Origin of the sequence: Streptomyces sp. NPDC048643 (assembly GCF_040650615.1) — a bacterium.
Lineage (GTDB): Bacteria > Actinomycetota > Actinomycetes > Streptomycetales > Streptomycetaceae > Streptomyces.
In genome coordinates this window covers 39,167-60,345 of sequence record NZ_JBEZHO010000019.1, presented here as the reverse complement: position 1 = coordinate 60,345, position 21,179 = coordinate 39,167, and the positions used below count along the sequence as shown (strand labels likewise).

At 71.6% G+C, this 21,179-nt stretch carries 17 protein-coding genes; 4 read left to right on the top strand and 13 right to left on the bottom strand.

What is annotated here, in order from left to right; all coding sequences use genetic code 11:
* Positions 1-103: 103 nt before the first annotated feature.
* The 10 genes from AB0C62_RS20465 to rsmH all read right to left on the bottom strand — a co-directional run bounded on the left by AB0C62_RS20465 (position 104) and on the right by rsmH (position 12,585).
* Positions 104-889, bottom strand: a complete 786-nt coding sequence (locus tag AB0C62_RS20465; RefSeq protein ID WP_362975036.1) for an FtsQ-type POTRA domain-containing protein — start codon at positions 887-889, stop codon at positions 104-106.
* A gap of 25 nt (positions 890-914) precedes the next feature.
* The gene (gene murG, locus AB0C62_RS20460; RefSeq protein ID WP_081216733.1) at positions 915-2,006 is read right to left on the bottom strand and encodes an undecaprenyldiphospho-muramoylpentapeptide beta-N-acetylglucosaminyltransferase; all 1,092 of its coding nucleotides are present in this window, start codon (positions 2,004-2,006) and stop codon (positions 915-917) included.
* Between the two features lie 6 nt (positions 2,007-2,012).
* On the bottom strand, positions 2,013-3,377 hold the full coding sequence (gene ftsW / locus AB0C62_RS20455; RefSeq protein ID WP_362975034.1) for a putative lipid II flippase FtsW: 1,365 nt from the start codon (positions 3,375-3,377) through the stop codon (positions 2,013-2,015).
* Positions 3,378-3,445: 68 nt separating this feature from the next.
* A complete protein-coding gene (gene murD / locus AB0C62_RS20450) occupies positions 3,446-4,873 on the bottom strand; it encodes a UDP-N-acetylmuramoyl-L-alanine--D-glutamate ligase (RefSeq protein ID WP_362975032.1) in 1,428 nt (475 codons plus the stop codon).
* Positions 4,855-5,928 (bottom strand): phospho-N-acetylmuramoyl-pentapeptide-transferase, encoded by a 1,074-nt coding sequence (gene mraY, locus AB0C62_RS20445; protein WP_081216736.1) that lies wholly within the window; start codon positions 5,926-5,928, stop codon positions 4,855-4,857. The genes murD and mraY overlap by 19 nt, the downstream gene beginning before the upstream one ends.
* Entirely contained in the window at positions 5,925-7,331 is a 1,407-nt protein-coding gene (gene murF, locus AB0C62_RS20440; RefSeq protein WP_362975030.1) for a UDP-N-acetylmuramoyl-tripeptide--D-alanyl-D-alanine ligase, read from the bottom strand. Before murF ends, mraY begins: the two co-directional genes overlap by 4 nt.
* A 4-nt stretch (positions 7,332-7,335) precedes the next feature.
* A complete protein-coding gene (locus AB0C62_RS20435) occupies positions 7,336-9,003 on the bottom strand; it encodes a UDP-N-acetylmuramoyl-L-alanyl-D-glutamate--2,6-diaminopimelate ligase (RefSeq protein ID WP_362975028.1) in 1,668 nt (555 codons plus the stop codon).
* Positions 9,004-9,060: 57 nt separating this feature from the next.
* Positions 9,061-11,013 (bottom strand): penicillin-binding protein 2, encoded by a 1,953-nt coding sequence (locus AB0C62_RS20430; protein WP_362975026.1) that lies wholly within the window; start codon positions 11,011-11,013, stop codon positions 9,061-9,063.
* A 5-nt stretch (positions 11,014-11,018) separates the two neighbouring features.
* A complete protein-coding gene (locus tag AB0C62_RS20425) occupies positions 11,019-11,555 on the bottom strand; it encodes a hypothetical protein (protein WP_362975024.1) in 537 nt (178 codons plus the stop codon).
* Between the two features lie 22 nt (positions 11,556-11,577).
* Positions 11,578-12,585 carry a 16S rRNA (cytosine(1402)-N(4))-methyltransferase RsmH gene (gene rsmH, locus AB0C62_RS20420; protein WP_362975022.1) on the bottom strand — a complete coding sequence of 336 codons (1,008 nt, stop codon included), beginning with the start codon at positions 12,583-12,585 and terminating at the stop codon, positions 11,578-11,580.
* 425 nt (positions 12,586-13,010) lie between these two features.
* Between rsmH and AB0C62_RS20415 the strand changes: the two genes are divergently transcribed.
* The 4 genes from AB0C62_RS20415 (at position 13,011) to AB0C62_RS20400 (ending at position 18,619) form a co-directional block, all read left to right on the top strand.
* Positions 13,011-13,559 (top strand): carbonic anhydrase, encoded by a 549-nt coding sequence (locus AB0C62_RS20415; RefSeq protein ID WP_356165617.1) that lies wholly within the window; start codon positions 13,011-13,013, stop codon positions 13,557-13,559.
* 265 nt (positions 13,560-13,824) lie between these two features.
* Positions 13,825-14,862 carry a MoxR family ATPase gene (locus tag AB0C62_RS20410; protein ID WP_362975019.1) on the top strand — a complete coding sequence of 346 codons (1,038 nt, stop codon included), beginning with the start codon at positions 13,825-13,827 and terminating at the stop codon, positions 14,860-14,862.
* Positions 14,862-16,226 carry a DUF58 domain-containing protein gene (locus AB0C62_RS20405; protein WP_362975017.1) on the top strand — a complete coding sequence of 455 codons (1,365 nt, stop codon included), beginning with the start codon at positions 14,862-14,864 and terminating at the stop codon, positions 16,224-16,226. Before AB0C62_RS20410 ends, AB0C62_RS20405 begins: the two co-directional genes overlap by 1 nt.
* On the top strand, positions 16,223-18,619 hold the full coding sequence (locus tag AB0C62_RS20400) for a DUF3488 and transglutaminase-like domain-containing protein (protein WP_362975015.1): 2,397 nt from the start codon (positions 16,223-16,225) through the stop codon (positions 18,617-18,619). Before AB0C62_RS20405 ends, AB0C62_RS20400 begins: the two co-directional genes overlap by 4 nt.
* A gap of 264 nt (positions 18,620-18,883) precedes the next feature.
* On the opposite strand, the gene AB0C62_RS20395 is transcribed toward AB0C62_RS20400, so the two are convergent.
* From AB0C62_RS20395 to AB0C62_RS20385, 3 genes are all read right to left on the bottom strand, one after another.
* On the bottom strand, positions 18,884-19,282 hold the full coding sequence (locus AB0C62_RS20395; protein ID WP_355870708.1) for a DUF3040 domain-containing protein: 399 nt from the start codon (positions 19,280-19,282) through the stop codon (positions 18,884-18,886).
* Positions 19,283-19,556: 274 nt separating this feature from the next.
* Positions 19,557-20,327, bottom strand: coding sequence for a methyltransferase (locus AB0C62_RS20390; protein ID WP_362975013.1), 771 nt, complete (start codon positions 20,325-20,327; stop codon positions 19,557-19,559).
* 212 nt (positions 20,328-20,539) lie between these two features.
* Complete coding sequence (locus AB0C62_RS20385; RefSeq protein ID WP_362975011.1) at positions 20,540-21,121, bottom strand: SAV_6107 family HEPN domain-containing protein; 582 nt, start codon at positions 21,119-21,121, stop codon at positions 20,540-20,542.
* Positions 21,122-21,179 lie beyond the last annotated feature (58 nt).

The window sequence follows — 21,179 nt, the reverse complement described above, 5'->3', positions numbered from 1 at the left end:
GGCGCACGTTCAACGAACACGCCGAACCTCCCGTTTTTCTTTTCACCCTATGTGATCAGCCATGTCGCTGCCCAACCAGGGTGCTGGCCTGCACAGATGTGCGTCAACTCCCCGACGAGGCAGGGGCGGTGGGAGCACTCACGTCGAAGTGCCGGGCCTTCGGAGAGGCTTTCATGAGAGCGGTGAGTGTTCTGGCCTTCGCCCGGCCGTTCTCGCCGCTGCCCCACTCCACGCTCCGGCCGTCCTTCAACTGCAGCGACGCGGAGTCGTAGGAACGGACCTTGACCGCGCGGGTGTCGCGGGCGACGGCCGACGGAATGTCACCGGCGATCCGGACCGCCGCGCGCACCAGCCGGTCGGCGGGGAAGCGACGCAGCGACTCGGGGCGGGACACGGCCAATTCCAGCGAGGGCACGTTCTTCGGGGCGTCGGAAACGGTGGCGAATCGCACGCCCTCGTCGTCCACTTCGATGAAGTTTGCGCCCTTTTCGATCAGCAGGACCGGGGTCCGCTCGGTGACGTTCAGGCTGATTCCGTGCGGCCAGGACCGGACGACGTCAACCGAGTCGATCCGTGGCAGTTTCCGGCGCAGTCGCGCTTCGATCGTGCCCGTGTCGACGGAGATCAGCGGGGACCCGACCGGAACGTCGGCTGCTTTCCGTACCTGTTCGGGTGTCAGGACGCGTGTGCCGGAGGCCGATACGCGCTCCAGGCGCAACCAGGGCGAACCGTACAGAATCCACAGCGTCGCGGCGCCGGCCAACACCAGGGCGAGGATAAGGATGATGAGCCTATGAGGGCGGCGGAGCCGCCCGAGGAAGGGCGGCCGGGGCGGGCCGGATTCCAGCTTCTGCCGTTCACCGCGCTCGGCGGTCGTCGGTCCGGCCACGCTCCCTGCCTTCCCTCATGCGGTCCTAGCGGTGGCGCGAGGCGATCGCCTCGTACACCATGCCGACGAGCAGGTCGTCCGCGTCCCGGCGGCCGAACTCGCTGGCGGCGCGGGACATCTCGTACAGCCGGTGCGGGTCGGCGAGCACGGGCAGCACGTTCTGCTGCACCCACTGCGGGGTCAGTTCCGCGTCGTCGACCAGCAGTCCGCCGCCGGCCTTGACCACCGGCTGGGCGTTCAGCCGCTGTTCGCCGTTGCCGATGGGCAGCGGGACGTAGGCGGCGGGGAGCCCGACGGCGGAGAGTTCGGCGACGGTCATCGCGCCCGCACGGCAGAGCATCATGTCGGCCGCGGCGTACGCGAGATCCATCCGGTCCACGTACGGTACCGGGATGTACGGGGGCATCCCCGGCATCTGGTGCACCTGCGGCAGTTCGTTCTTCGGGCCGACCGCGTGCAGGATCTGGATTCCCGCCTGCTGGAGGTACGGAGCGGCCTGCTGCACCACCTCGTTGAGGCGGCGGGCACCCTGCGAGCCGCCCGACACGAGGAGCGTGGGCAGGTTCGGGTCGAGCCCGAACGCGGCGCGCGCCTCGGGCCGTACCGCGGCACGGTCGAGGGTGGCGATCGAGCGGCGCAGCGGGATGCCGATGTACCTGGCGCCGCGGAGCTTGCTGTCGGGCGTGGAGACGGCGACCTGGGCCGCGTAGCGCGAGCCGATCTTGTTCGCCAGCCCGGGGCGCGCGTTGGCCTCGTGGATGATGATCGGCACGCCGAGGCGCTTGGCCGCCAGGTAGCCGGGCAGGGCCACGTAGCCGCCGAAGCCGACGACCGCGTCCGCCTTGGTGCGCTCCATGATCTGCTCGACGGCCTTGATCGTGCCGCGCAGCCGGCCGGGGACCGTGATCAGTTCGGGGGTGGGCTTGCGCGGCAGCGGTACGGCGGGAATGAGCGCGAGTTCGTAGCCACGCTCGGGTACCAGTCGGGTCTCAAGTCCGCGTTCCGTGCCCAGGGCCGTGATCCCCACGGTCGGGTCCTGCCTCCGCAGGGCATCCGCGAGGGCGAGCGCGGGCTCGATGTGGCCGGCGGTCCCCCCGCCGGCGAGTACGACATGCACCGAAATTCACCGCTCTCCGGACGAACGCGCCGCCGAGGCACGCCGTCGCATCGTGTTCCATCTCCGGGGCCCCGCGGCCCCCGCGGAGCCTCTCACCGCAGCCCGCTTTCTGCCAAAGCGGGGTTGCCGCATGGCGAGGGCCGCCCGCGCGGCGGGATCGTCACGCGCGAAGGCGATCAGGAGCCCGACGGCGAACATGGTCGGCAGCAGGGCGGAACCCCCGTAGGAGAACAGCGGGAGCGGGACACCGGCGATCGGCAGCAGACCGAGCACCGCACCGACGTTGATCACGGCCTGGGCCGTGATCCAGGTGGTCACGCCTCCCGCGGCATACCTCACGAAGGGGTCCTCCGTGCGTCCGGCCACGCGGATACCCGCATAGCCTAGAGCCGCGAAGAGGGCGAGGACCGACAGCGTCCCCGCGAGGCCCAGTTCCTCCCCGGTGATGGCGAAGATGAAGTCGGTGTGCGCTTCGGGCAGTTGGCCCCATTTCTCCACACTGGCTCCGAGGCCGGAGCCGAAGAAGCCGCCGGAGGCGAGGGCGTAGATGCCGTGCACGGCCTGCCAGCAGGTGTCGTGCGGGCCCGGTTCGGTGGCGCCGATGCACCCCAGCCGGGACATGCGGTTGGGGCTCGTCTTGATGAGGATGAAGCCGATGGCGAGGGCGACGGAGAGCACACCGACGAACAGCCGCGTGGGCGCTCCGGCCAGCCACAGCAGGCCGAACAGGATGGCCGTGAGGATGATCGCCGTGCCCATGTCCCCGCCGAGCATGATCAGGCCGAGCAGCATGAAGGCGGCGGGCACGAGCGGCACCAGCATGTGCTTCCACTGGGTCAGCAGCCGCTTGTCCTGCTTGCGGGCGAGCAGGTCGGCGCCCCACAGGACGAGCGCGAGCTTGCCGAACTCGCTGGGCTGGATCTGGAAGGAGCCGCCGAGGGAGATCCAGTTCTGGTTGCCGTTGATCTCGACCCCTATCCCGGGCACCTGGACCAGGGCCATCAGGAAGACGGCGCCCGCCAGCATCGGGTAGGCCAGGGCCCGGTGCAGTTTCACCGGCATCCGCGAGGCGACCAGCATGAGCACCCCGCCGATCACGGCGGCCAGGAACTGCTTGCGGAAGAAGTACGACCCGGGCAACGACAGCTGGAGCGCGGTGATCTGCGAGGCCGAGTAGACCATCACGAGGCCCAGCACGGTGATCAGCAGGCTGCCGCCGAGGATCAGGTAGTACGCGGTCAGGGGCCGGTCCCAGGCCCTGCGGGCACGGGTGACGAACCGGCCCGCGGGATTGTCGTGGGGGGTGCGGGCGAGGGCGGGTCGCCGGGCCGCCCGCTGCACGGGAGGTCGTCCGGTACGGCTAGTCGGCATCGGCGTCTCCGGGCCACAGCGATGTCACGCGTCCGTCCCTCCCAGGTTCGCCCGGCGAGCCGGCCGGGTCAGGCGCCGAGTTCGCGAACCGCCTCCGCGAACGCGTCACCGCGCTTGTTGTAGTTGGCGAACATGTCCATGGACGCACAGGCCGGCGCCAACAGCACCGTGTCCCCGGGCTCGGCGAGCCCCTTGGCCTCCTGGACAGCCGCGAGCATCGCCCCAGTGTCGGTCCGGTCGAGGTCGACGACGGGTACTTCCGGGGCGTGTCGCGCCAGGGCTTCGCGGATCAGGGCGCGGTCCGCTCCGATCAGGACGGCGCCGCGGAGCCGCTTGGCCGACTTGGCGACGAGCTCGTCGAAGGTCGCGCCCTTGGCGAGCCCGCCGGCGATCCACACGATCGACTCGTAGGCCGCCAAGGAGGCTTCCGCGGCATGCGTGTTGGTCGCCTTGGAGTCGTCGACGTAGGCGACCTCGTCCACGTCGGCGACGTGCGCGATGCGGTGGGCGTCGGGGGTGAAGTCCCGCAGTCCGTCGCGTACGGCCCGGGCGGGCACCCCGTAGGCGCGTGCCAGGGCCGCCGCGGCAAGGGCGTTGGCGACGTTGTGCGGGGCGGGCGGCCGGACGTCGGAGACCTCGGCCAGCTCCTGCGCGTTCTTCTGCCGGTTCTCGACGAAGGCGCGGTCGACCAGGATGCCGTCGACGACGCCGAGTTGGGAGGGTCCGGGCGCGCCGAGGGTGAAGCCGATCGCCCGGCAGCCCTCCTCGACGTCCGCCTCGCGCACCAGGTCCTCGGTGGCCTTGTCGGCCACGTTGTAGACGCAGGCGACCCGATTGCCCTCGTACACGCGGCCCTTGTCGGCGGCGTACGCCTCCATGGAGCCGTGCCAGTCGAGGTGGTCCGGCGCGAGGTTGAGCACCACGGCGGAGTGGGCGCGCAGCGAGGGCGCCCAGTGCAGCTGGTAGCTGGAGAGTTCGACGGCGAGGACGTCGTACTTCTCCTCGCCGAGGACCGCGTCGAGCAGGGAGACACCGATGTTGCCGACCGCGGCCGTGCGCAGGCCCGCCGCCTTCAGGATGGAGGCGAGCATCTGGACGGTGGTGGTCTTGCCGTTGGTGCCGGTGACGGCGAGCCAGGGTGCGGGCTCCCGGCCGTCCAGGTCCCGCAGCCGCCAGGCGAGTTCGACGTCGCCCCAGACGGGGACGCCCGCCGCGGCGGCCGCGGCGAACAGCGGCTTGCCGGGCTGCCAGCCGGGCGCGGTCACGACGAGGTCGGTGCCCTCGGGCAGGGTCGCGCCGTCACCGAGGCGCACGGTGACGCCGAGCGCCTCCAGTTCCGCGGCCTGCGCCCGGGCCCGGTCGTCGTCGCCGTCGTTGACGACGGTGACGACCGCGCCGAGGCCGTGCAGGACCCTGGCCGCCGGGATGCCCGAGACGCCGAGGCCGGCGACGGTGACGTTCCTGCCCTGCCAGTTGGTCACTTCTTGGCTGCCCATCCTGCGTAGAAGAGGCCGAGTCCGACGATCACGCACATGCCCTGGATGATCCAGAAGCGGACCACGACAAGGACTTCGGACCACCCCTTGAGTTCGAAGTGGTGTTGCAGTGGCGCCATGCGGAAGACGCGCTTCCCGGTCAGTTTGAAGGAGCCGACCTGGATGACCACCGACATGGTGATGAGGACGAAGAGGCCGCCGAGCAGGGCGACCAGGATCTCCGTGCGGGAGCAGATCGCGAGACCGGCGAGCGCGCCGCCGAGGGCCAGCGAACCGGTGTCGCCCATGAAGATCTTGGCGGGCGAGGTGTTCCACCACAGGAAGCCGAAGCAGGCGCCCATGAGGGCGGAGGCGACGACCGCGAGGTCGAGCGGATCGCGTACCTCGTAGCAGGCGCCGGGGTTGGTCAGGGTCGCCGCGTTGGCGCAGGACTCCTGGAACTGCCAGACGCCGATGAAGGTGTAGGCACCGAAGACCATCGTCGCGGCGCCGGTGGCGAGGCCGTCCAGACCGTCCGTCAGGTTCACGCCGTTCGACATGGCGAGGATCATGAACAGCGCCCAGACCACGAACAGCACCGGTCCGATGGACCAGCCGAAGTCCTGGACGAAGGAGAGCTTCGTGGAGGCCGGGGTGTTGCCGCGGTTGTCGGCGAACATCAGGGCCAGCACCGCGAAGCTGATGCCGACGATCAGCTGTCCGGCCATCTTCGCCTTGGCCCGCAGGCCCAGCGAACGCCGCTTGATGATCTTGATGTAGTCGTCCAGGAACCCGACCAGGCCCATGCCCGCCATCAGGCCGAGCACCAGCAGACCGGAGAACGTGGGCGTGTAGCCCGTGATCACCTTCGACAGGAAGTACGCGATGATCGTCGCGAGGATGAAGGCGATACCACCCATGGTCGGCGTACCGCGCTTGCTGGCGTGCTCGCGCGGGCCGTCGTCGCGGATGTACTGGCCGTAGCCCTTGCGGGCCAGCAGCTTGATCAGCAGCGGAGTGCCGACCAGAGTCAGGAACAGGCCAATGACTCCCGCGAACAGGATCTGCTTCATCATCGGGCGGAAACCTCACCCTCGGCGCCGTCGGAGAGCAGCGCCAGCGCCACCCGTTCCAGCCCGACGGACCTGGACGCCTTCACGAGTACGACGTCTCCCGGGCGCAGCTCGCTGCGCAACAGGTCGACAGCCGCCTGTGCGTCGGACACGTGCACCGACTCCTCACCCCACGAACCCTCGTTATATGCGCCCAGTTGCAGCCAGGACGCTTCCCTGCCCCCGACCGCGACGAGCTTGCCGACATTGAGCCGGACGGCAAGCCGTCCGACCGCGTCGTGCTCGGCGAGCGCCTCGTCCCCGAGCTCGGCCATCTGACCGAGCACCGCCCAGGTCCGCCTCCCCTTGCCCATCGACGCGAGCGCGCGCAGGGCGGCTCGCATGGACTCGGGGTTCGCGTTGTAGGCGTCGTTGACGACCGTCACGCCGTCCGGACGCTCGGTGACCTCCATCCGCCAGCGGGAGAGGGAGCCCGCCTCGGAGAGCGCACGGGCGATCTCGTCTGCGGACATGCCCAGCTCATGGGCGACGGCGGCCGCGGCGAGCGCGTTCGACACGTGGTGCTCACCGTACAGGCGCATGGTCACATCACTGCACCCGGAGGGTGTGCGAAGGCTGAAGGCGGGCTGTCCGTTCTCCGTGAGGCGGACGTTCTCGGCCCGTACGTCCGCTTCGTCGGACTCTCCGAAGAGGATCACGCGCGCCTTCGTGCGGGACGCCATCGCGCGGACGAGGGGATCGTCGGCGTTGAGGATCGCGGCGCCTTCCTCGGGAAGGCCCTCGACCATCTCGCCCTTTGCTTGCGCGATCTGTTCGCGGCCGCCGAACTCGCCGATGTGGGCGGTGCCGACGTTGAGGACGAGACCGATCTTCGGCGGGGTGAGTCCGGTGAGGTAGCGGATGTGCCCGATGCCGCGGGCGCCCATCTCCAGGACGAGGAACCGCGTTTCCTCGGTGGCGCTGAGCGCGGTGAGGGGCAGTCCGATCTCGTTGTTCAGGGAGCCGGGCGTGAAGACGGTCGGTGCCTTGGTCCGCAGCACCTGGGCGATCAGGTCCTTGGTGCTGGTCTTGCCCGCGGAGCCGGTGAGGGCGACGAGGGTCGCGCCGAGGCGCTCCACGACATGGCGGGCGAGGGCGCCGAGCGCGGCCTGCACGTCGTCGACCACGATGGCGGGCACGCCGACGGGGCGGGACGCCAGGAGGGCGACCGCGCCGGCTCCGACCACCGCCTCGGCGAAGTCGTGGCCGTCCACGCGTTCGCCGACGAAGGCGACGAAGAGGCTGCCGGGCTCCACTTCACGGGAGTCCCTGACGACCGGTCCGGTGACCTGTACCGCCGGATCCGGTATGTCGTACGTCTGCCCGCCGACGACTGCTGCGATCTCGGCGAGAGAGAGGGCGATCACAAGTTCATCCCTGGGTCTGCTGGATAGCTTCGCGAAGCACCTGGCGGTCGTCGAAGGGACGCACCACCCCGGCGATGTCCTGGCCCTGCTCGTGTCCCTTGCCCGCGATCAGCACGGTGTCGCCCGGCTTTGCTCGCGCTACGGCCGCGGCGATGGCGGCGGCCCGGTCCTCGAAGACCTGGACCTCGCCGCGCTCGTGCGCCGGCACCTCGGCGGCGCCCGCGAGCATCGTGGCGAGGATGGCGAGGGGGTCCTCGGAGCGGGGGTTGTCCGAGGTCAGGACTGCGGTGTCGGCGAGCCGGGCCACGGCCGCGCCCATCGGCATCCGCTTGGTCCTGTCCCGGTCGCCGCCGCAGCCGAGCACCACGTGCAGCTCGCCCTCGGTCACCTTGCGCAGGGCGCGCAGCACCGATTCGACGGCGTCCGTCTTGTGCGCGTAGTCGACGACGGCGAGATACGGCTGGCCCTCGTCGATCCGCTCCAGGCGGCCCGGGACGCCCGGCACGGCGGCGACGCCGTCCGCGGCGGTCTGCGGGTCGATCCCCGCGACGGCGAGGGCGACGATCGCGGCGAGGGTGTTCGCCACGTTGAAGGGGCCGGCGAGCGGCGAGCGCGCGGTGATCCGCTCGCCCTTGGGGCCGACCGCGGTGAACGTCGAGTCCATCGGGCCGACTTCGACGTCCTCGGCGCGCCAGTCGGCGTCCGGGTGGCCCTCGGCGGAGAAGGTGACGACGGGGACGCCGGCCTCCACGGTGAGCCGGCGGCCGTACTCGTCGTCGAGGTTGACCACGCCGAGCCTGCTGCGCTCCGGCGTGAACAGCTGGGCCTTGGCCTGGAAGTAGTCCTCCATGCCGGAGTGGAACTCCATGTGTTCCGGGCTCAGGTTGTTGAAGACGGCGATGTCGAAGACGCAGCCGTCGACGCGGCCGAGGACCAGCGCGTGGCTGGAGACCTCCATCGCGACCGAGTCCACCCCGCGCTCACGCATGACGGCGAACAGGGCCTGGAGGTCGGTGGCTTCGGGCGTGGTGCGCTCCGACTTGATGCGCTCGTCACCGATGCGCATCTCGACCGTGCCGATGAGCCCGGTGGAGCGGACGGTCTTCAGGCCGCCCTCGACCAGGTAGGCGGTCGTGGTCTTGCCGGAGGTGCCCGTGATGCCGATCTGCAGGAGATCGCGCCCCGGGTGGCCGTAGATGGCGGCCGCCAGCTCACCCATCGATCCGCGCGGGTCCTCGACGACGAGGACCGGCAGACCGGTGGCCGCGGCGCGTTCGGCGCCGGTCGGGTCGGTGAGGACGGCGACGGCACCGAGGCCGGCCGCCTGGGTCACGAAGTCGGCGCCGTGCAGACGCGCGCCGGGCAGGGCGGCGTACACGTCACCGGGGCGCACCGCGCGGGAGTCGTGGGTGATGCCCGTGACCTCCGGCTCGCTCCCCGGCTTCTCGGCGCCCAACTGATCGGCCAGTTCTCCGAGGCGTGTGGCGGAGACGTGAACCGGTCGCGGCGGCCCCGGATATGTCACAGGAACGCCCTTCTGGGTGGTTTGGGACTGATCAGCGGTTGGCACGGCGGTGAGCGTACCGGGCGCACCCCCGCCGGGGCGAAGCGAGGGCGGGGGCGGGTCCTGCGATGAGGAGCGGTTCCCGGGGTCCGGGGTGATCGTTGTCACGAGTGGTTCCTGGTCCGTTGTGCGTGGGGGCTGATCAGGGTGTGCGGTCGGGGGCGGTCACGGCGTGTAGGTGACGGGCAGTCGGGCGGCCTGGGCGCCGGTGGGCGGGACCTGGAGGGTCTTCAGCGCGAACTCCATGACCTGCTTGTAGACGGGTCCGCAGATCTGACCGCCGAAGTAGCTGCCCCTGGTGGCGTTCTGGATCGCGCAGTACACGGTGATGCGGGGCTTGTCCGCGGGGGCGAACCCGGCGAACGACGAGGTGTAGCCGTGGTACTTGCCGGTGGCGGGATCCACGCGGTTGGCCGTACCCGTCTTGCCCGCGACCCGGTACCCGGGGATGCGCGCCTTGATGCCGGTGCCCTGCTCGTCGTCCACCACGGACTCCAGCATCTGGGCGAGGGTCTTCGCCGTCTTCTCGCTGACGACCCTGGTCTTCCTGGGCTCGGCGGCGGGGGTGAAGCGCCCGTCGGGGCCCTTCGCGCCGCGCACCAGCGTCGGCTCGATCCGGACGCCGCCGTTGGCGATCGTCGAGTAGACGGACGCGGCCTGCATCGCGTTGATCGAGACGCCCTGGCCGAAGGGAATCGTGAACTGCTGCGAGGTCGACCAGGTGTCCGGGGGCGCGAGGATGCCCGCCGTCTCGCCGGGGAAGCCGAGCCCGGTGTGGCTGCCGATGCCGAACTTGCGCAGATACGAGTAGAGGACCCGGTTGGCCTGCTTCTGCGTCTTGCCGAGCTGACCGGTCGCCAGGATGGTGCCGATGTTGCTGGACTTGGCGAGGACGCCGTTGAGCGTCAGGTACCAGGTGGCATGGTCGATGTCGTCCTGGAAGAGCCGATCGCCGCGGTGCAGCCGGTTGGGCACCACGACATGCGTGGTCGGCGTCGCCGCGTTCTCCTCCAGGACGGCGGCCATCGACATCAACTTGGCGGTGGAGCCGGGTTCGTACGCGTCCTGGAGGGCCGCGTTGCCCATCGCCGCCGCGTTGGCCTGGGTGAGGTCGTTGGGGTCGAAGCCGGGCGAGTTGGCCATGGCGAGGACCTGACCGGTCCGGGTGTCCTGCACTATCACGTAGCCGCGGTCCGCCCTGGACTTCTTCACCTGCTCGGTGATGGCGTCCTGCGCGGCCCACTGGATGTCCCGGTCGATGGTCAGCTCGACGTCGGAGCCGGCCACGGCGGGCGTCTCGGTGGAGCCCACGGTCGGCACCTGACGGCCGCCGGACTGGGCGTAGCGGATCTTGCCGTCCTTGCCGGACAGCTCCTTGTTGAGCTGCTGCTCGACGCCGCCGCCGCCCTTGCCGTCGGCGTTGACCCAGCCCAGTATCCCGGCGGCGAGCTCTCCGTTGGGGTACACGCGCTTGCTGGCCGGGACCGCGAGGACGCCCGCGAGGACGTTGACGGTGCCCTTGTCGGTCTCCGCCTTGGTCGCGAGGGTGCTCTTCAGGTCCTTGATCTGCTGCCAGACCTGCGGGGTGCGGCGGTGCGCGAGGAGCGTGTAGCGGGTGTTCTTCGCGCGCAGCTTCTTGGCCACGGTGTCGGTGTCCTGGCCGATGATCGGGCCGAGCAGCGCCGCGGCCTGCTCGGGCGCGTCGGTCACCTTGGTGGCCGCCTGCGTGAACATCGTCGGGTCCGCGGTGATGTCGTACGCGTCGACGCTCGTGGCCAGTTCGATGCCGTCGCGGTCGGTGATCCCGCCGCGCACGGCGGCCAGCGTGCGCCCGACGTACCGGTTCTGCTCGGCCTTGGCCGCGTAGGTGCTCGCGTCCACGGCCTGGACCTGGAGGAGCCGTACGACGAACGCGATCATCACCAGCGTCAGCGCGAGGCTCACCATGCGCAGCCGGGGGCGCGGGCTGCCGAGCCGGATGACGCGCGGGCCCGCGGGGCGGCGCGAGGCCGGCCGGCGCACGGGTCTGCCGCCGGGGCCCGGTCGGCGCCCGCCGCCGGGACGTACGGGCCGGGCGGGGCCGGGCACACGGCGGCGGGGCGGTTCCCTGTCGGACACTTCCGTCACCTGCCGGGGATCGTGGAGGGCTGTGTGGACGGGGCGGGGGCCCGGGTGGTGAGCGGGCCCGGGGAGGACTGCCCGGGGGCGGGCGTCGCGGCGGGGGTCGCCGGTGCGGCCGGGACCGGGGCGAGGACCTCGGGCGGCGGGGTCACCGGCGTCCGCGCGGCGGACTGCCGGGCGGCGGATCCGGGGACGCCGAGGACCGTGCCGTCGGGGTTGAGGAAGGCCGGATCGCCGCCGGGGACCATGCCGAGTTCGCGGGCGCGGCGCTGGAGGGCGTCGGGAGCGGAGTAGGCGTCCACGTCGCGCTGCAGTGCCTGTTCCTCGTCGGTCAGGCTCTTGGTGTCCTTCTGGAGGTCGTCGAGGCGGAACGCGCCCTCGCTGAGCGCCGAGTTCAGGACGAGGAGTCCGATGAGGCCGCCGCCGAGCAGCAGGACGACCAGCAGGACGAAGGGGGTGCGGGCGGCCTGTCCGGCGCCGGCCGGCAGCAGCCGTGCGAGCCGGGCGGCCCTCCCCTTGAGTTCGGGTTTTCCGCTCACGCGCCCTCCTTCTCCCCGCGCCTCACTCGGCGGCGTCCTCACGGATGCGTTGCGCTCCCCGCAGCCGGGCGGGTGCCGCTCGCCGGTTCTCGGCGACCTCTTCCTCGGTGGGAAGTTCGGCACCGCGGGTGAGGAGCTTGAGCCGGGGCTGGTACCGCTCGGGCACGACGGGCAGGCCGGGCGGCGCGGTGTTGGCGGCGCCGGCCGCGAACACCTGCTTGACGAGCCGGTCCTCCAGCGAGTGGTACGACAGCACGGCGATGCGGCCGCCGACGGCGAGCGTCTTCACCGCCGCGGGGACGGCCCGTTCCAGGACGCTCAGTTCGCCGTTGACCTCGATGCGCAGCGCCTGGAAGGTCCGCTTGGCGGGGTTGCCGCCGGTGCGCTTGGCCGCCTGGGGCAGCGCGTCGCGGATCAGCTCGACGAGGCGGGCGCTGTTGGTGAACGGCTCCTTCTCGCGCTCGCGCACGACGGACGAGACGATCCGCTTGGCCTGCTTCTCCTCGCCGTACGCGCGCAGGATCCGCACGAGTTCGCCGGGCGGGTAGGTGTTGAGGACCTCGGCGGCGCTCATGCCGGTCGTCTGGTCCATGCGCATGTCGAGCGGCGCGTCCTGCGCGTACGCGAACCCGCGGTCCGCCTCGTCGAGCTGCATGGAGGAGACGCCGAGGTCGAACAGGACGCCCTGGACGCGCGGGATGTCCAGGCGGTCCAGCACGTCGGGGAGTTCGTCGTAGACGGCGTGCACCAGGGAGGCCCGGTCACCGAAGGGGGCGAGGCGTTCCCCGGAGAGGCGCAGCGCCTCCTTGTCGCGGTCCAGGGCCACGAGCCGTACGTCGGGGAACCGGGTGAGGAGTGCCTCGCTGTGACCGCCGAGGCCGAGCGTGCAGTCGACGACCACGGCTCCGGGCTCGGTGAGGGCCGGGGCGAGCATGTCCAGACACCGTCGGAGCATGACCGGGACGTGCCGGCTCCGTCCCTCCGGTCGCTCGCTGCCGTCCTCGGTCGGAAGCGCTTCGCGCCCTTGCATTCCGGGCCCTCTCAGGTCCGGCGCGGCGATACGCACCGCCGGGTCCCCACCCGCTCGGGAAGGGGAGGCCTGCTGGCGCCGGATGAGAGGCGTCAGCCGACCGGGAGCGGGAGGAGGCCGAGCCGTACGTACGCGCCGCGCACGTGGGGAAACGCCGGAAAGTCGCCGGGTTTCCAGGGAAATCAGTCCAGCGGGGAGAGCCTCGCCTCCCGCTTCGCGTCACTTTAGTCCACGGTGTCGCGCGGTCAATCAACCGGCCTGCGCGTCGCGGACGCCACTCGAAACGAAGCCGCAAATCGGCATGAACCACCCGTACGGGCGGGTCGTCACCGCCCGTGTGGATTAGCTCACAACAAGCCGCGATGGCGTTCTTTGTCCCCTCCTACAGCAGGACTACTCCCCGCGTGACCAGTAACGTCGTGCCTATGACGACCTCTGCATCCGTTCCCACCGAACCCGAAGGCGCCATAGCCGCGGACCGCACCGTCACGGACCGTCTCGTGGACGCGAACGGGCAGTACGCCGCCGCGTTCACCGACCCGGGGATGGACGCCCGCCCCGTGCTGCACGTCGCCGTGGTCGCGTGCATGGACGCCCGGCTCGACCTGCACGCCGCGCTCGGCCTGGAACTCGGTGACTGCCACACCATCCGCAACGCGGGCGGCGTGGTCACCGACGACGTGATCCGCTCCCTCACCATCAGCCAGCGGGCGCTCGGCACCCGCAGCGTGGTCCTCATCCACCACACCGGCTGCGGCCTGGAGTCCCTCACCGAGGAGTTCCGGCACGACCTGGAGATGGAGGTCGGCCAGCGCCCCGCGTGGGCGGTCGAGGCCTTCCGCGACGTCGAACAGGACGTACGCCAGTCGATGCAGCGCGTGCGCACCTCCCCGTTCCTGGTGCACACCGACGACGTGCGCGGCTTCGTCTTCGACGTCACCACGGGCCTGCTCCGCGAGATCGACCCCGCCTGACCCTCGGCCCGCGAAGCCCCAGGTCGCCACGGTCGTCACCGCGTGGGACCCTCTCTTCACGAAAAACCCCGGCCTCACGGTGCCCAAAGGACCGTAAGAGCTGACATATCGCGGCCAGTTGTCCACAGGCGAGTGACACGAACCGGTAACGGCAACAAGAATGCGGGTGTGGCGTCACGCGGAACTGTTCGCGCGTGGTGTCCGTGTTTCGGGGTGGGCCGGTCCGCACAGGGCGTCGGCCCGTGAAAGGGCCGAGGAGGGCCGGGTGACGACCTATGACGATCGAGCGAGCCTCACTGATCTGACCGCCACTGCGGAGCGTGTCCGCAGTTCGGTGGAAGGAGTGATCGAAGGCAAGCCTGAGGTCGTACGGCTTTCGCTGACCGTGCTGCTCGCCGAGGGACATCTCCTGATCGAGGATGTCCCCGGCGTCGGCAAGACCATGCTGGCCAAGGCGCTGGCACGGTCCATCGACTGCTCGGTGCGGCGTATTCAGTTCACACCCGACCTGCTCCCCTCGGACATCACCGGTGTCTCCATCTGGGACCAGCAGCGGCGTGACTTCGAGTTCAAGCCGGGCGCGATCTTCGCGCAGATCGTGATCGGCGACGAGATCAACCGCGCCTCGCCCAAGACGCAGTCCGCGCTCCTGGAGTCGATGGAGGAGCGGCAGGTCACCATCGACGGGCAGACCTACGAACTGCCCAGCCCGTTCATGGTGGTCGCCACCCAGAACCCGGTCGAGATGGAGGGCACCTACCCCCTCCCGGAGGCTCAGCGCGACCGCTTCATGGCCCGTGTCTCCATCGGCTACCCGAGCGCCGAGGCCGAACTGCAGATGCTGGACGTGCACGGCGGGGTGAACCCGCTGGACGACCTCCAGCCCGTCGCCCACGCGCACGACATCGTCAAGCTGATCGACGCGGTCCGCACGGTGCACGTCGCCGACCCCGTCCGGCGGTACGCGGTGGACCTGGTGGCCGCCACCCGCGTCCATCCGGACCTCAGACTCGGCGCCTCGCCGCGTGCGACGCTGCACCTGCTGCGCGCCGCGAAGGCGTCCGCCGCCCTCAGCGGCCGTGACTTCGCCCTGCCGGACGACGTGCAGGCGCTCGCCGTCGCGGTCCTGGCGCACCGCCTGCTGCCCACGGCCCAGGCGCAGCTGAACCGCCGCACGGCCGAGCAGGTCGTACAGGAGATCCTCCAGCACACCGCGGTGCCCGCCGCGCCCCATCAGCAGTCCGGTCTCACGATGGGCCGGGGGGCACCCGCATTCGGCCAGCAGCCGCCCCGGAGGCTGTGATGAGCCACGGGGGCACGGAGCACACCGCCGAGGAGGACAAGGGCGGGCTGCGCACCGCGCTCGCCGGGCTCACCACACGCGGGCGGTCCTTCCTGGCCGCCGGAGTGGCCGCCGCGATCTGCGCCTACGTCCTCGGGCAGAGCGACCTGCTCCGGGTCGGCCTGCTCCTCGCGGTGCTGCCGCTGGTCTGCGCGACCGTGCTGTACCGCACCCGCTACCGGGTCGCCGGCAGCCGCAGGCTCTCCCCCGGGCGCGTGCCCGCCGGCTCGGAGGCCCGCGTCCATCTCCGCATGGAGAACGTCTCGCGGCTCTCGACGGGACTGCTGATGCTCCAGGACCGCGTGCCGTACGTGCTCGGTCCCCGCCCCCGGTTCGTGCTGGACCGGGTGGAGGCGGGCGGCCGTCGCGAGGTGTCCTACCGGGTGCGCTCGGACCTGCGCGGCCGGTACCCGCTGGGTCCGCTGCAACTGCGCCTGACGGACCCGTTCGGGATGTGCGAGCTGACCCGCTCCTTCTCGACGTACGACACCCTGACGGTCATCCCCCGCGTGGAGGCGCTGCCGCCGGTGCGGCTGACCGGCGAGGCCAAGGGGTACGGCGACGGACGGCAGCGGTCGCTGGCGCTCGCCGGCGAGGACGACATCATCCCGCGCGGGTACCGCTACGGCGACGACCTGCGCCGCGTGCACTGGCGGCTCACCGCGCGCTACGGCGAGCTGATGGTCCGCCGCGAGGAGCAGCCCCAGCGCTCCCGCTGCACCGTGCTGCTCGACACCCGGGGCGTCGCCTTCCGGGGCGCGGGCCCCGACTCGGCCTTCGAGTGGGCTGTCTCGGGCGCGGCATCGACGCTGGTGCACATGCTCGAACGGGGCTTCTCCGTGCGGCTGTTGACGGACACCGGCAGCTCCGTCCCCGGCGAGGGGGCGGAGGGGTTCACGGGCGCCAGCCAGGAGTCCGCGGACGCCGCCGGGATGATGATGGACACGCTCGCCGTGATCGACCACTCGGACGGTACGGGCCTGTCCCCCGCGTACGACGTGCTGCGCGGCGGGAACGAGGGGCTGCTGATCGCCTTCCTCGGGGATCTCGACGAGGAACAGGCCTCGGTGCTGGGCAAGATGCGCCAGCGCAGCGGCGGAGCCGTCGCGTTCCTGCTGGACAGTGAGTCCTGGGTGCGGGAACCGTCCGACGTGTCCGGCCCGTTGGACAGGAGCGAGGACAGGCTGCGCATGCTGCGCGATGCGGGCTGGACCGCCGTCACGGTGCCGCGGGGGGTGACCCTCGCTGAGCTGTGGCGGGAGGCGGACCGCCTGCGTACGCACATGGTGTCGACGGGGACTACCACGGGGGGTGGTGGCATATGAGCGGGCGGGCCCGACTGGCAGTGTGCGCGACCGCGGCCACACTGATGGCCTCCTGCGCGCTGCTGCCGCTGGTGGACCCGGCGACCTGGCTCTTCCAGGCCGCGTTCCTGCTGACCGTCCAGAGCGGTGTGGGCGCGCTGACCCGGCGGGTTCCGCTGGCCCGGCCGCTGACCGTGGCCGCGCAGGCGCTGGTGACGCTGATGCTGCTGACCCTGGTCTTCGCCCGTCAGCAGGCCGTCGCCCTGATCGTGCCCGGACCGGAGGCGTTCCAGCACCTCGGAGCCCTGCTCCAGGCGGGCACCGACGACGTCGGCAGGTACTCGATCCCGGCCCCGCTGTCCGACGGCATCCGGCTGATGCTGGTCGGCGGTGTCCTGGTGATCGGACTCGCGGTGGACGCCCTCGCGGTGACCTATCGCAGCGCCGCGCCCGCCGGACTGCCGCTCCTCGCGCTGTACTCGGTCGCCGCCGGTCTCGCCGGTGGCGGCGCGGCCTGGCTGTGGTTCCTGCTCGCGGCGGCCGGCTACCTCATGCTTCTGCTGGCCGAGGGCCGCGACCGGCTCTCGCAGTGGGGCCGCGTCTTCGGCGGCGCCGCCCGCGCGCCCGGCCCGGACCTCGCCACCGGTGCCGTCGCACCCGTCAGGACCGGGCGGCGGATCGGCGCGGTCGCGCTGGGCATCGCCCTGGTCGTGCCGCTCGCCCTGCCCTCCCTGGAGGGCGGTCTGCTGGACGGCACGGGTCGGGGCGTGGGCAACGGCCGCGGAGGCGGCGGCACCATCTCCGCCGTGAACCCGCTGGTCTCGCTCCGCGACAGTCTGAACGTGGACGAGGACCGCACGGTCATGACGTACCGCACGAACACGAACGAGACGCAGGACCTGTATCTGCGGATCGTCTCGCTGGACGACTTCGACGGCACCGCCTGGAAGCCGGCCCAACGGCACATCCAGGAGGTGCCGAAGACGTTCCCGGCGCCGATCGGTCTCGCCGGCGACGTCCGGCGGTCCGCGATCCAGACCCGCATCTCGGCCGCCGAGTGGTACGGGCAGGACTGGCTTCCGATGCCCTACCCGGCGAGCAAGGTCGACATCAGCGGCTCCTGGCGGTACGAGCCGGTGGGGCGCACCCTCGTCGGTGACCACGGCCAGAACACCCGCGGTGTGCAGTACCAGGTGACCAGCCTGATGGTGCAGCCGACGGCGCAGCAGCTGGCCGACGCGCCGGAGCCTCCGAGCTCCCTGAAGCGCGAGTTCACGAAGGTGCCGGAGTCGTTGCCCGCGGTCGTCGCGAACACGGCCCGCAAGGTCACCCGGGGCTCGGCCAACCACTACGAGCAAGCGGTCAAGCTCCAGGACTACTTCGCCGTCAGCGGCAATTTCCGGTACGACACCCAGGTGCAAGCCGGCAGCGGCTCCGCCGCGATCGCGCGGTTCCTCAAGGAGAAGGAGGGCTTCTGCGTCCACTTCTCCTTCGCGATGGCCGCGATGGCACGGACGCTGGGGATCCCGGCCCGCGTGGCGGTCGGCTTCACCCCGGGCACCCCGCAGGCCGACGGATCGATGTCGGTGGGGCTGCGGGACGCGCACGCCTGGCCCGAGCTGTACTTCGAGGGTGTGGGCTGGACCCGCTTCGAGCCGACCCCCAGCCGGGGCACGGTACCGGCGTACACGCAGTCGGACACCCCGGGCAACGACCTGCCGGTGGTGCCGAGGCCGTCCGACTCGGCGTCCGCGGCACCCTCCACGGCCCCGTCGGCGAGCGAGAGCTGCTCGACGCAGCTGCGCAAGCTCCAGGCCTGCCCGAGCGAGTCCTCCGCCGTGGCGGTCGGCCCGCACGACGACGACTGGCCCTGGTTCAAGATCCTCGGACTGACCCTGGCCGGCCTTCTCGTCCTGGGTGTGCCGCTGCTGCCGATGCTCTGGCGGACGAGGGTCCGTGCCGTCCGGCTCGGCGGTCACGGCCGCACCGAGGCCGACGCGCCGGCGTACACGCTGGCTGCCTGGCTGGAGGTGACGGACACGGCGTGGGACTACGGGATCGCGCCGGAGGAGTCGCAGACCCCGAGAAAGGCCGCCGAGCGGATCGTCCGGCTGGGCGAGTTCGGACCGGAGGCCTCGGCCTCGGCGTACCGGCTGGCCGCGGCGGTGGAGCAGGTGCTCTACGCTCCGCGTCCCCGACCGGTGGCGGGTCTCGCGGACGACGCGCGCCGGATCGAGGGGGCCTTGAGAGCCTCCGCGAGCCGTCCCGCCCGGCTGCGCGCTCTCCTCGCCCCGCGTTCCGCCGTCCGGGTGGCCTGGTCCACGGCGACAGCCTGGACGACGTTCAGAACCCACCTGTCGGCCCGCCTGGACACCCTCCTCCGTCGCCCGCGCCCGTCGGGCCAGAACCCCTGAGCGAGACCGGGCCCGGCCGCAGAGCTCGCACGCTCGCGGCCGGGCTCAGTTCTGCCGGGGGCCCCACGGCCGCGGGCCGTAGGCCCGCAGGGTCGGGCGTCACCAACGGCGAACCGCTGTGGCCCCCGGCCCTGCCATGAGCACGCGCCCCGCGATCCCGGGCAGCGGACGTAGAGGTGCCCTGAACGCATGGCTGAGGGGGCGTCCACCCGGTCGGGTGGACGCCCCCTCACGCACAAGGTCTTCGGCTACGACACCGGAGGTCTACTGACCGCCCTGTTCGTCGCGACGACGCTGCCAGCGCTGTTCGATCCGATCCATCACGGACCGGCGTTGCCGGCCCTGACGGCGAGCGGCGGGCGAACCCGCAGCGGTCGGCTGTTCACCCGGCTTGGGAGCTTTGCGCCAGCCGGTGACGGCGAGCACCGCGCAGCCCAGCATGACGAGGAAGCCCACCACGCTCAGCCAGATCTGAACTGCGACCATTCCAGCCATGAGGAGCGCGATACCCACCAGGAAGCCCGCGACCGCCTGGTAGACCCGTCGCCGGGTATACGTACGCAGCCCGCTTCCCTCAAGCGCTGTCGCGAACTTGGGATCTTCGGCGTACAGCGCTCGCTCCATCTGCTCGAGCATTCGCTGCTCGTGCTCCGAGAGCGGCACGGAGTCCTCCTCATCGTGCAGTCGCCGGGGCGACCGGGGGTCCCCTTCAGGATAGGCAGGGAATCGCCCCCGTGAAACCCGCCCCTCTACGCCAATCCGCCAACCGGAACCCGCCATGGCACCCCGATCCACTGAGGCGTGCATTCCCCAGCGAACGGTCCGTCATGCCGGACGGTCTCCCTCGATCATACGGCGCCGAGCACACGATCGGGTGGTCTGTGGCGTACTCCATCTGACGCCGAGCCCCTGATCAGCGGCGCACCGCGGGAGCCACTCAGCCCTCGACGGCCCCGCGGGCCTCACCGAGCACATGCAGCTGCGTGGCCACGGAGTGGAAGGCGGCGAGTTCGGCCGCCGCGGCCTCCAGCTTCAGAAGCGCCTCCAGCGCGCCCGGCTCGGTGTCCACCAGGACTCCCGGCACCAGGTCCGCGAAGACCCGGACCCCGTGCACGGCGGCCACGTGCAGGCCCGCGCCGGTGACCAGAGCGGTGAGCTGGTCGGCGGTGAAACGGTGCGGAACAGGATCACCCTCACCCCAGCGTCCGTCCGGGTCATCGAGGGCGTGTCGCGCCTCCTTGAAGTGGCCGGCGAGGGCCCGGGAGAGCACGGCGCCGCCCAGCCCGGCGGCGAGGAGGCTGAGGACGCCCTCCGGCCGCAGGGCGTCCACCACGTTGCGGACGCCTTCGGCCGGACTGTCCACGTACTCCAGGACGCCGTGGCACAGCACCGCGTCGTAGCCGCCGCGCTCGACCACGTCGAAGAGTCCGTGCGCGTCGCCCTGGACGCCCTGCACCCGGTCGTCCACGCCGGCCTCGGCGGCGCGGCGCTCCAGTGCGAAGAGCGCGTTCGGGCTCGGGTCGACGACGGTGACCCGGTGGCCGAGGCGGGCGACGGGAACGGCGAAGTTGCCGCTGCCGCCTCCGGTGTCCAGGACGTCGAGCGACTCCCGCCCGGCGGCCTTGACCCGGCGGTCGAGAGCGTCCTTGAGGACCTCCCAGACCACGGCGGTACGGAGAGAAGCGCGGGGGCGCATCGGGTCCGACACGGCAGTTGACTCCTCGGCGCGGCGCCGCCTCGTGAACGGCGGAGCGATCTTCGGGCCCCCCGGCGGGAGGCAGCAGGCGCCTCCACCTTATTGCCTCCGCCGCCGTGGCCGATCCCCCGTCTCACGCGCGCCGGACCGCGTGAGGACCGGGTGCCGATCCCGTGCCCGGCGGACGCGGATCGGAGGCGGATCGAGTGCCGATCGGACGCGGATCAGGTGCCCACCTGATCCCCGCGGCCCCTCCGGTTCCCCCACTCCCGCCCCTCCCCCGGCTCGCCCTCCTGGTCCTGCCGGGGCTGGGGCAGCACGGGTTGCAGGACGAGCATGCGCTCGACGAGACGCAGGAACATGGCGACGTCGCGTATCAGATCGTCGGCGTCGCGCGTGGTGGCCGCTCCCCGTATGCCCGCCTCGGCGCGGGCGCGGCGGGTCGCCCCCGAGGCGAACAGCGCGCTCCACTCGGTCAGTTCGGGTGCGATCTCCGGGAGGACCTCCCAGGCGCTGCGGATGCGGGCCCTGCGGCGGGACGTGGGCTCCGGGCGGCCGCGGGCGGCGAGTACGGCGGCGGCTGTTCGAAGTGCCGCCAAGTGGGCAGTCGCATAGCGCTCGTTCGATGTCTCCAGCGCTGTCGCCTCGTCGAGGCCGGCGCGGGCCTGGGCGAGCAGGTCGAGAGCGGCGGGTGGCGCGGTGGCCCGGCGGAGCACGGGGTGCACGTCGCCGGCGGGGCCGGTCAGTGAGGGGGCAGGGCCGGTGGCGCGGCGCCGGCGGGCGGCGGCTGCGGACGAGCTGGCCATGACGAACCTCCTGTCGTCGTGTGACGGCACTGTGGCCGTATGTGCCCATCGTGCGGTA

Bases quoted from the DNA above. Each gene is read 5' to 3' on its own strand.
- ftsW (WP_362975034.1), bottom strand. From the start codon at position 3,377: ATGCCGACTAGCCGTACCGGACGACCTCCCGTGCAGCGGGCGGCCCGG.
- murD (WP_362975032.1), bottom strand. From the start codon at position 4,873: ATGGGCAGCCAAGAAGTGACCAACTGGCAGGGCAGGAACGTCACCGTC.
- mraY (WP_081216736.1), bottom strand. From the start codon at position 5,928: ATGATGAAGCAGATCCTGTTCGCGGGAGTCATTGGCCTGTTCCTGACT.
- rsmH (WP_362975022.1), bottom strand. From the start codon at position 12,585: ATGCAAGGGCGCGAAGCGCTTCCGACCGAGGACGGCAGCGAGCGACCG.
- AB0C62_RS20415 (WP_356165617.1), top strand. From the start codon at position 13,011: ATGACGACCTCTGCATCCGTTCCCACCGAACCCGAAGGCGCCATAGCC.
- AB0C62_RS20405 (WP_362975017.1), top strand. From the start codon at position 14,862: ATGAGCCACGGGGGCACGGAGCACACCGCCGAGGAGGACAAGGGCGGG.
- AB0C62_RS20400 (WP_362975015.1), top strand. From the start codon at position 16,223: ATGAGCGGGCGGGCCCGACTGGCAGTGTGCGCGACCGCGGCCACACTG.
- AB0C62_RS20385 (WP_362975011.1), bottom strand. From the start codon at position 21,121: ATGGCCAGCTCGTCCGCAGCCGCCGCCCGCCGGCGCCGCGCCACCGGC.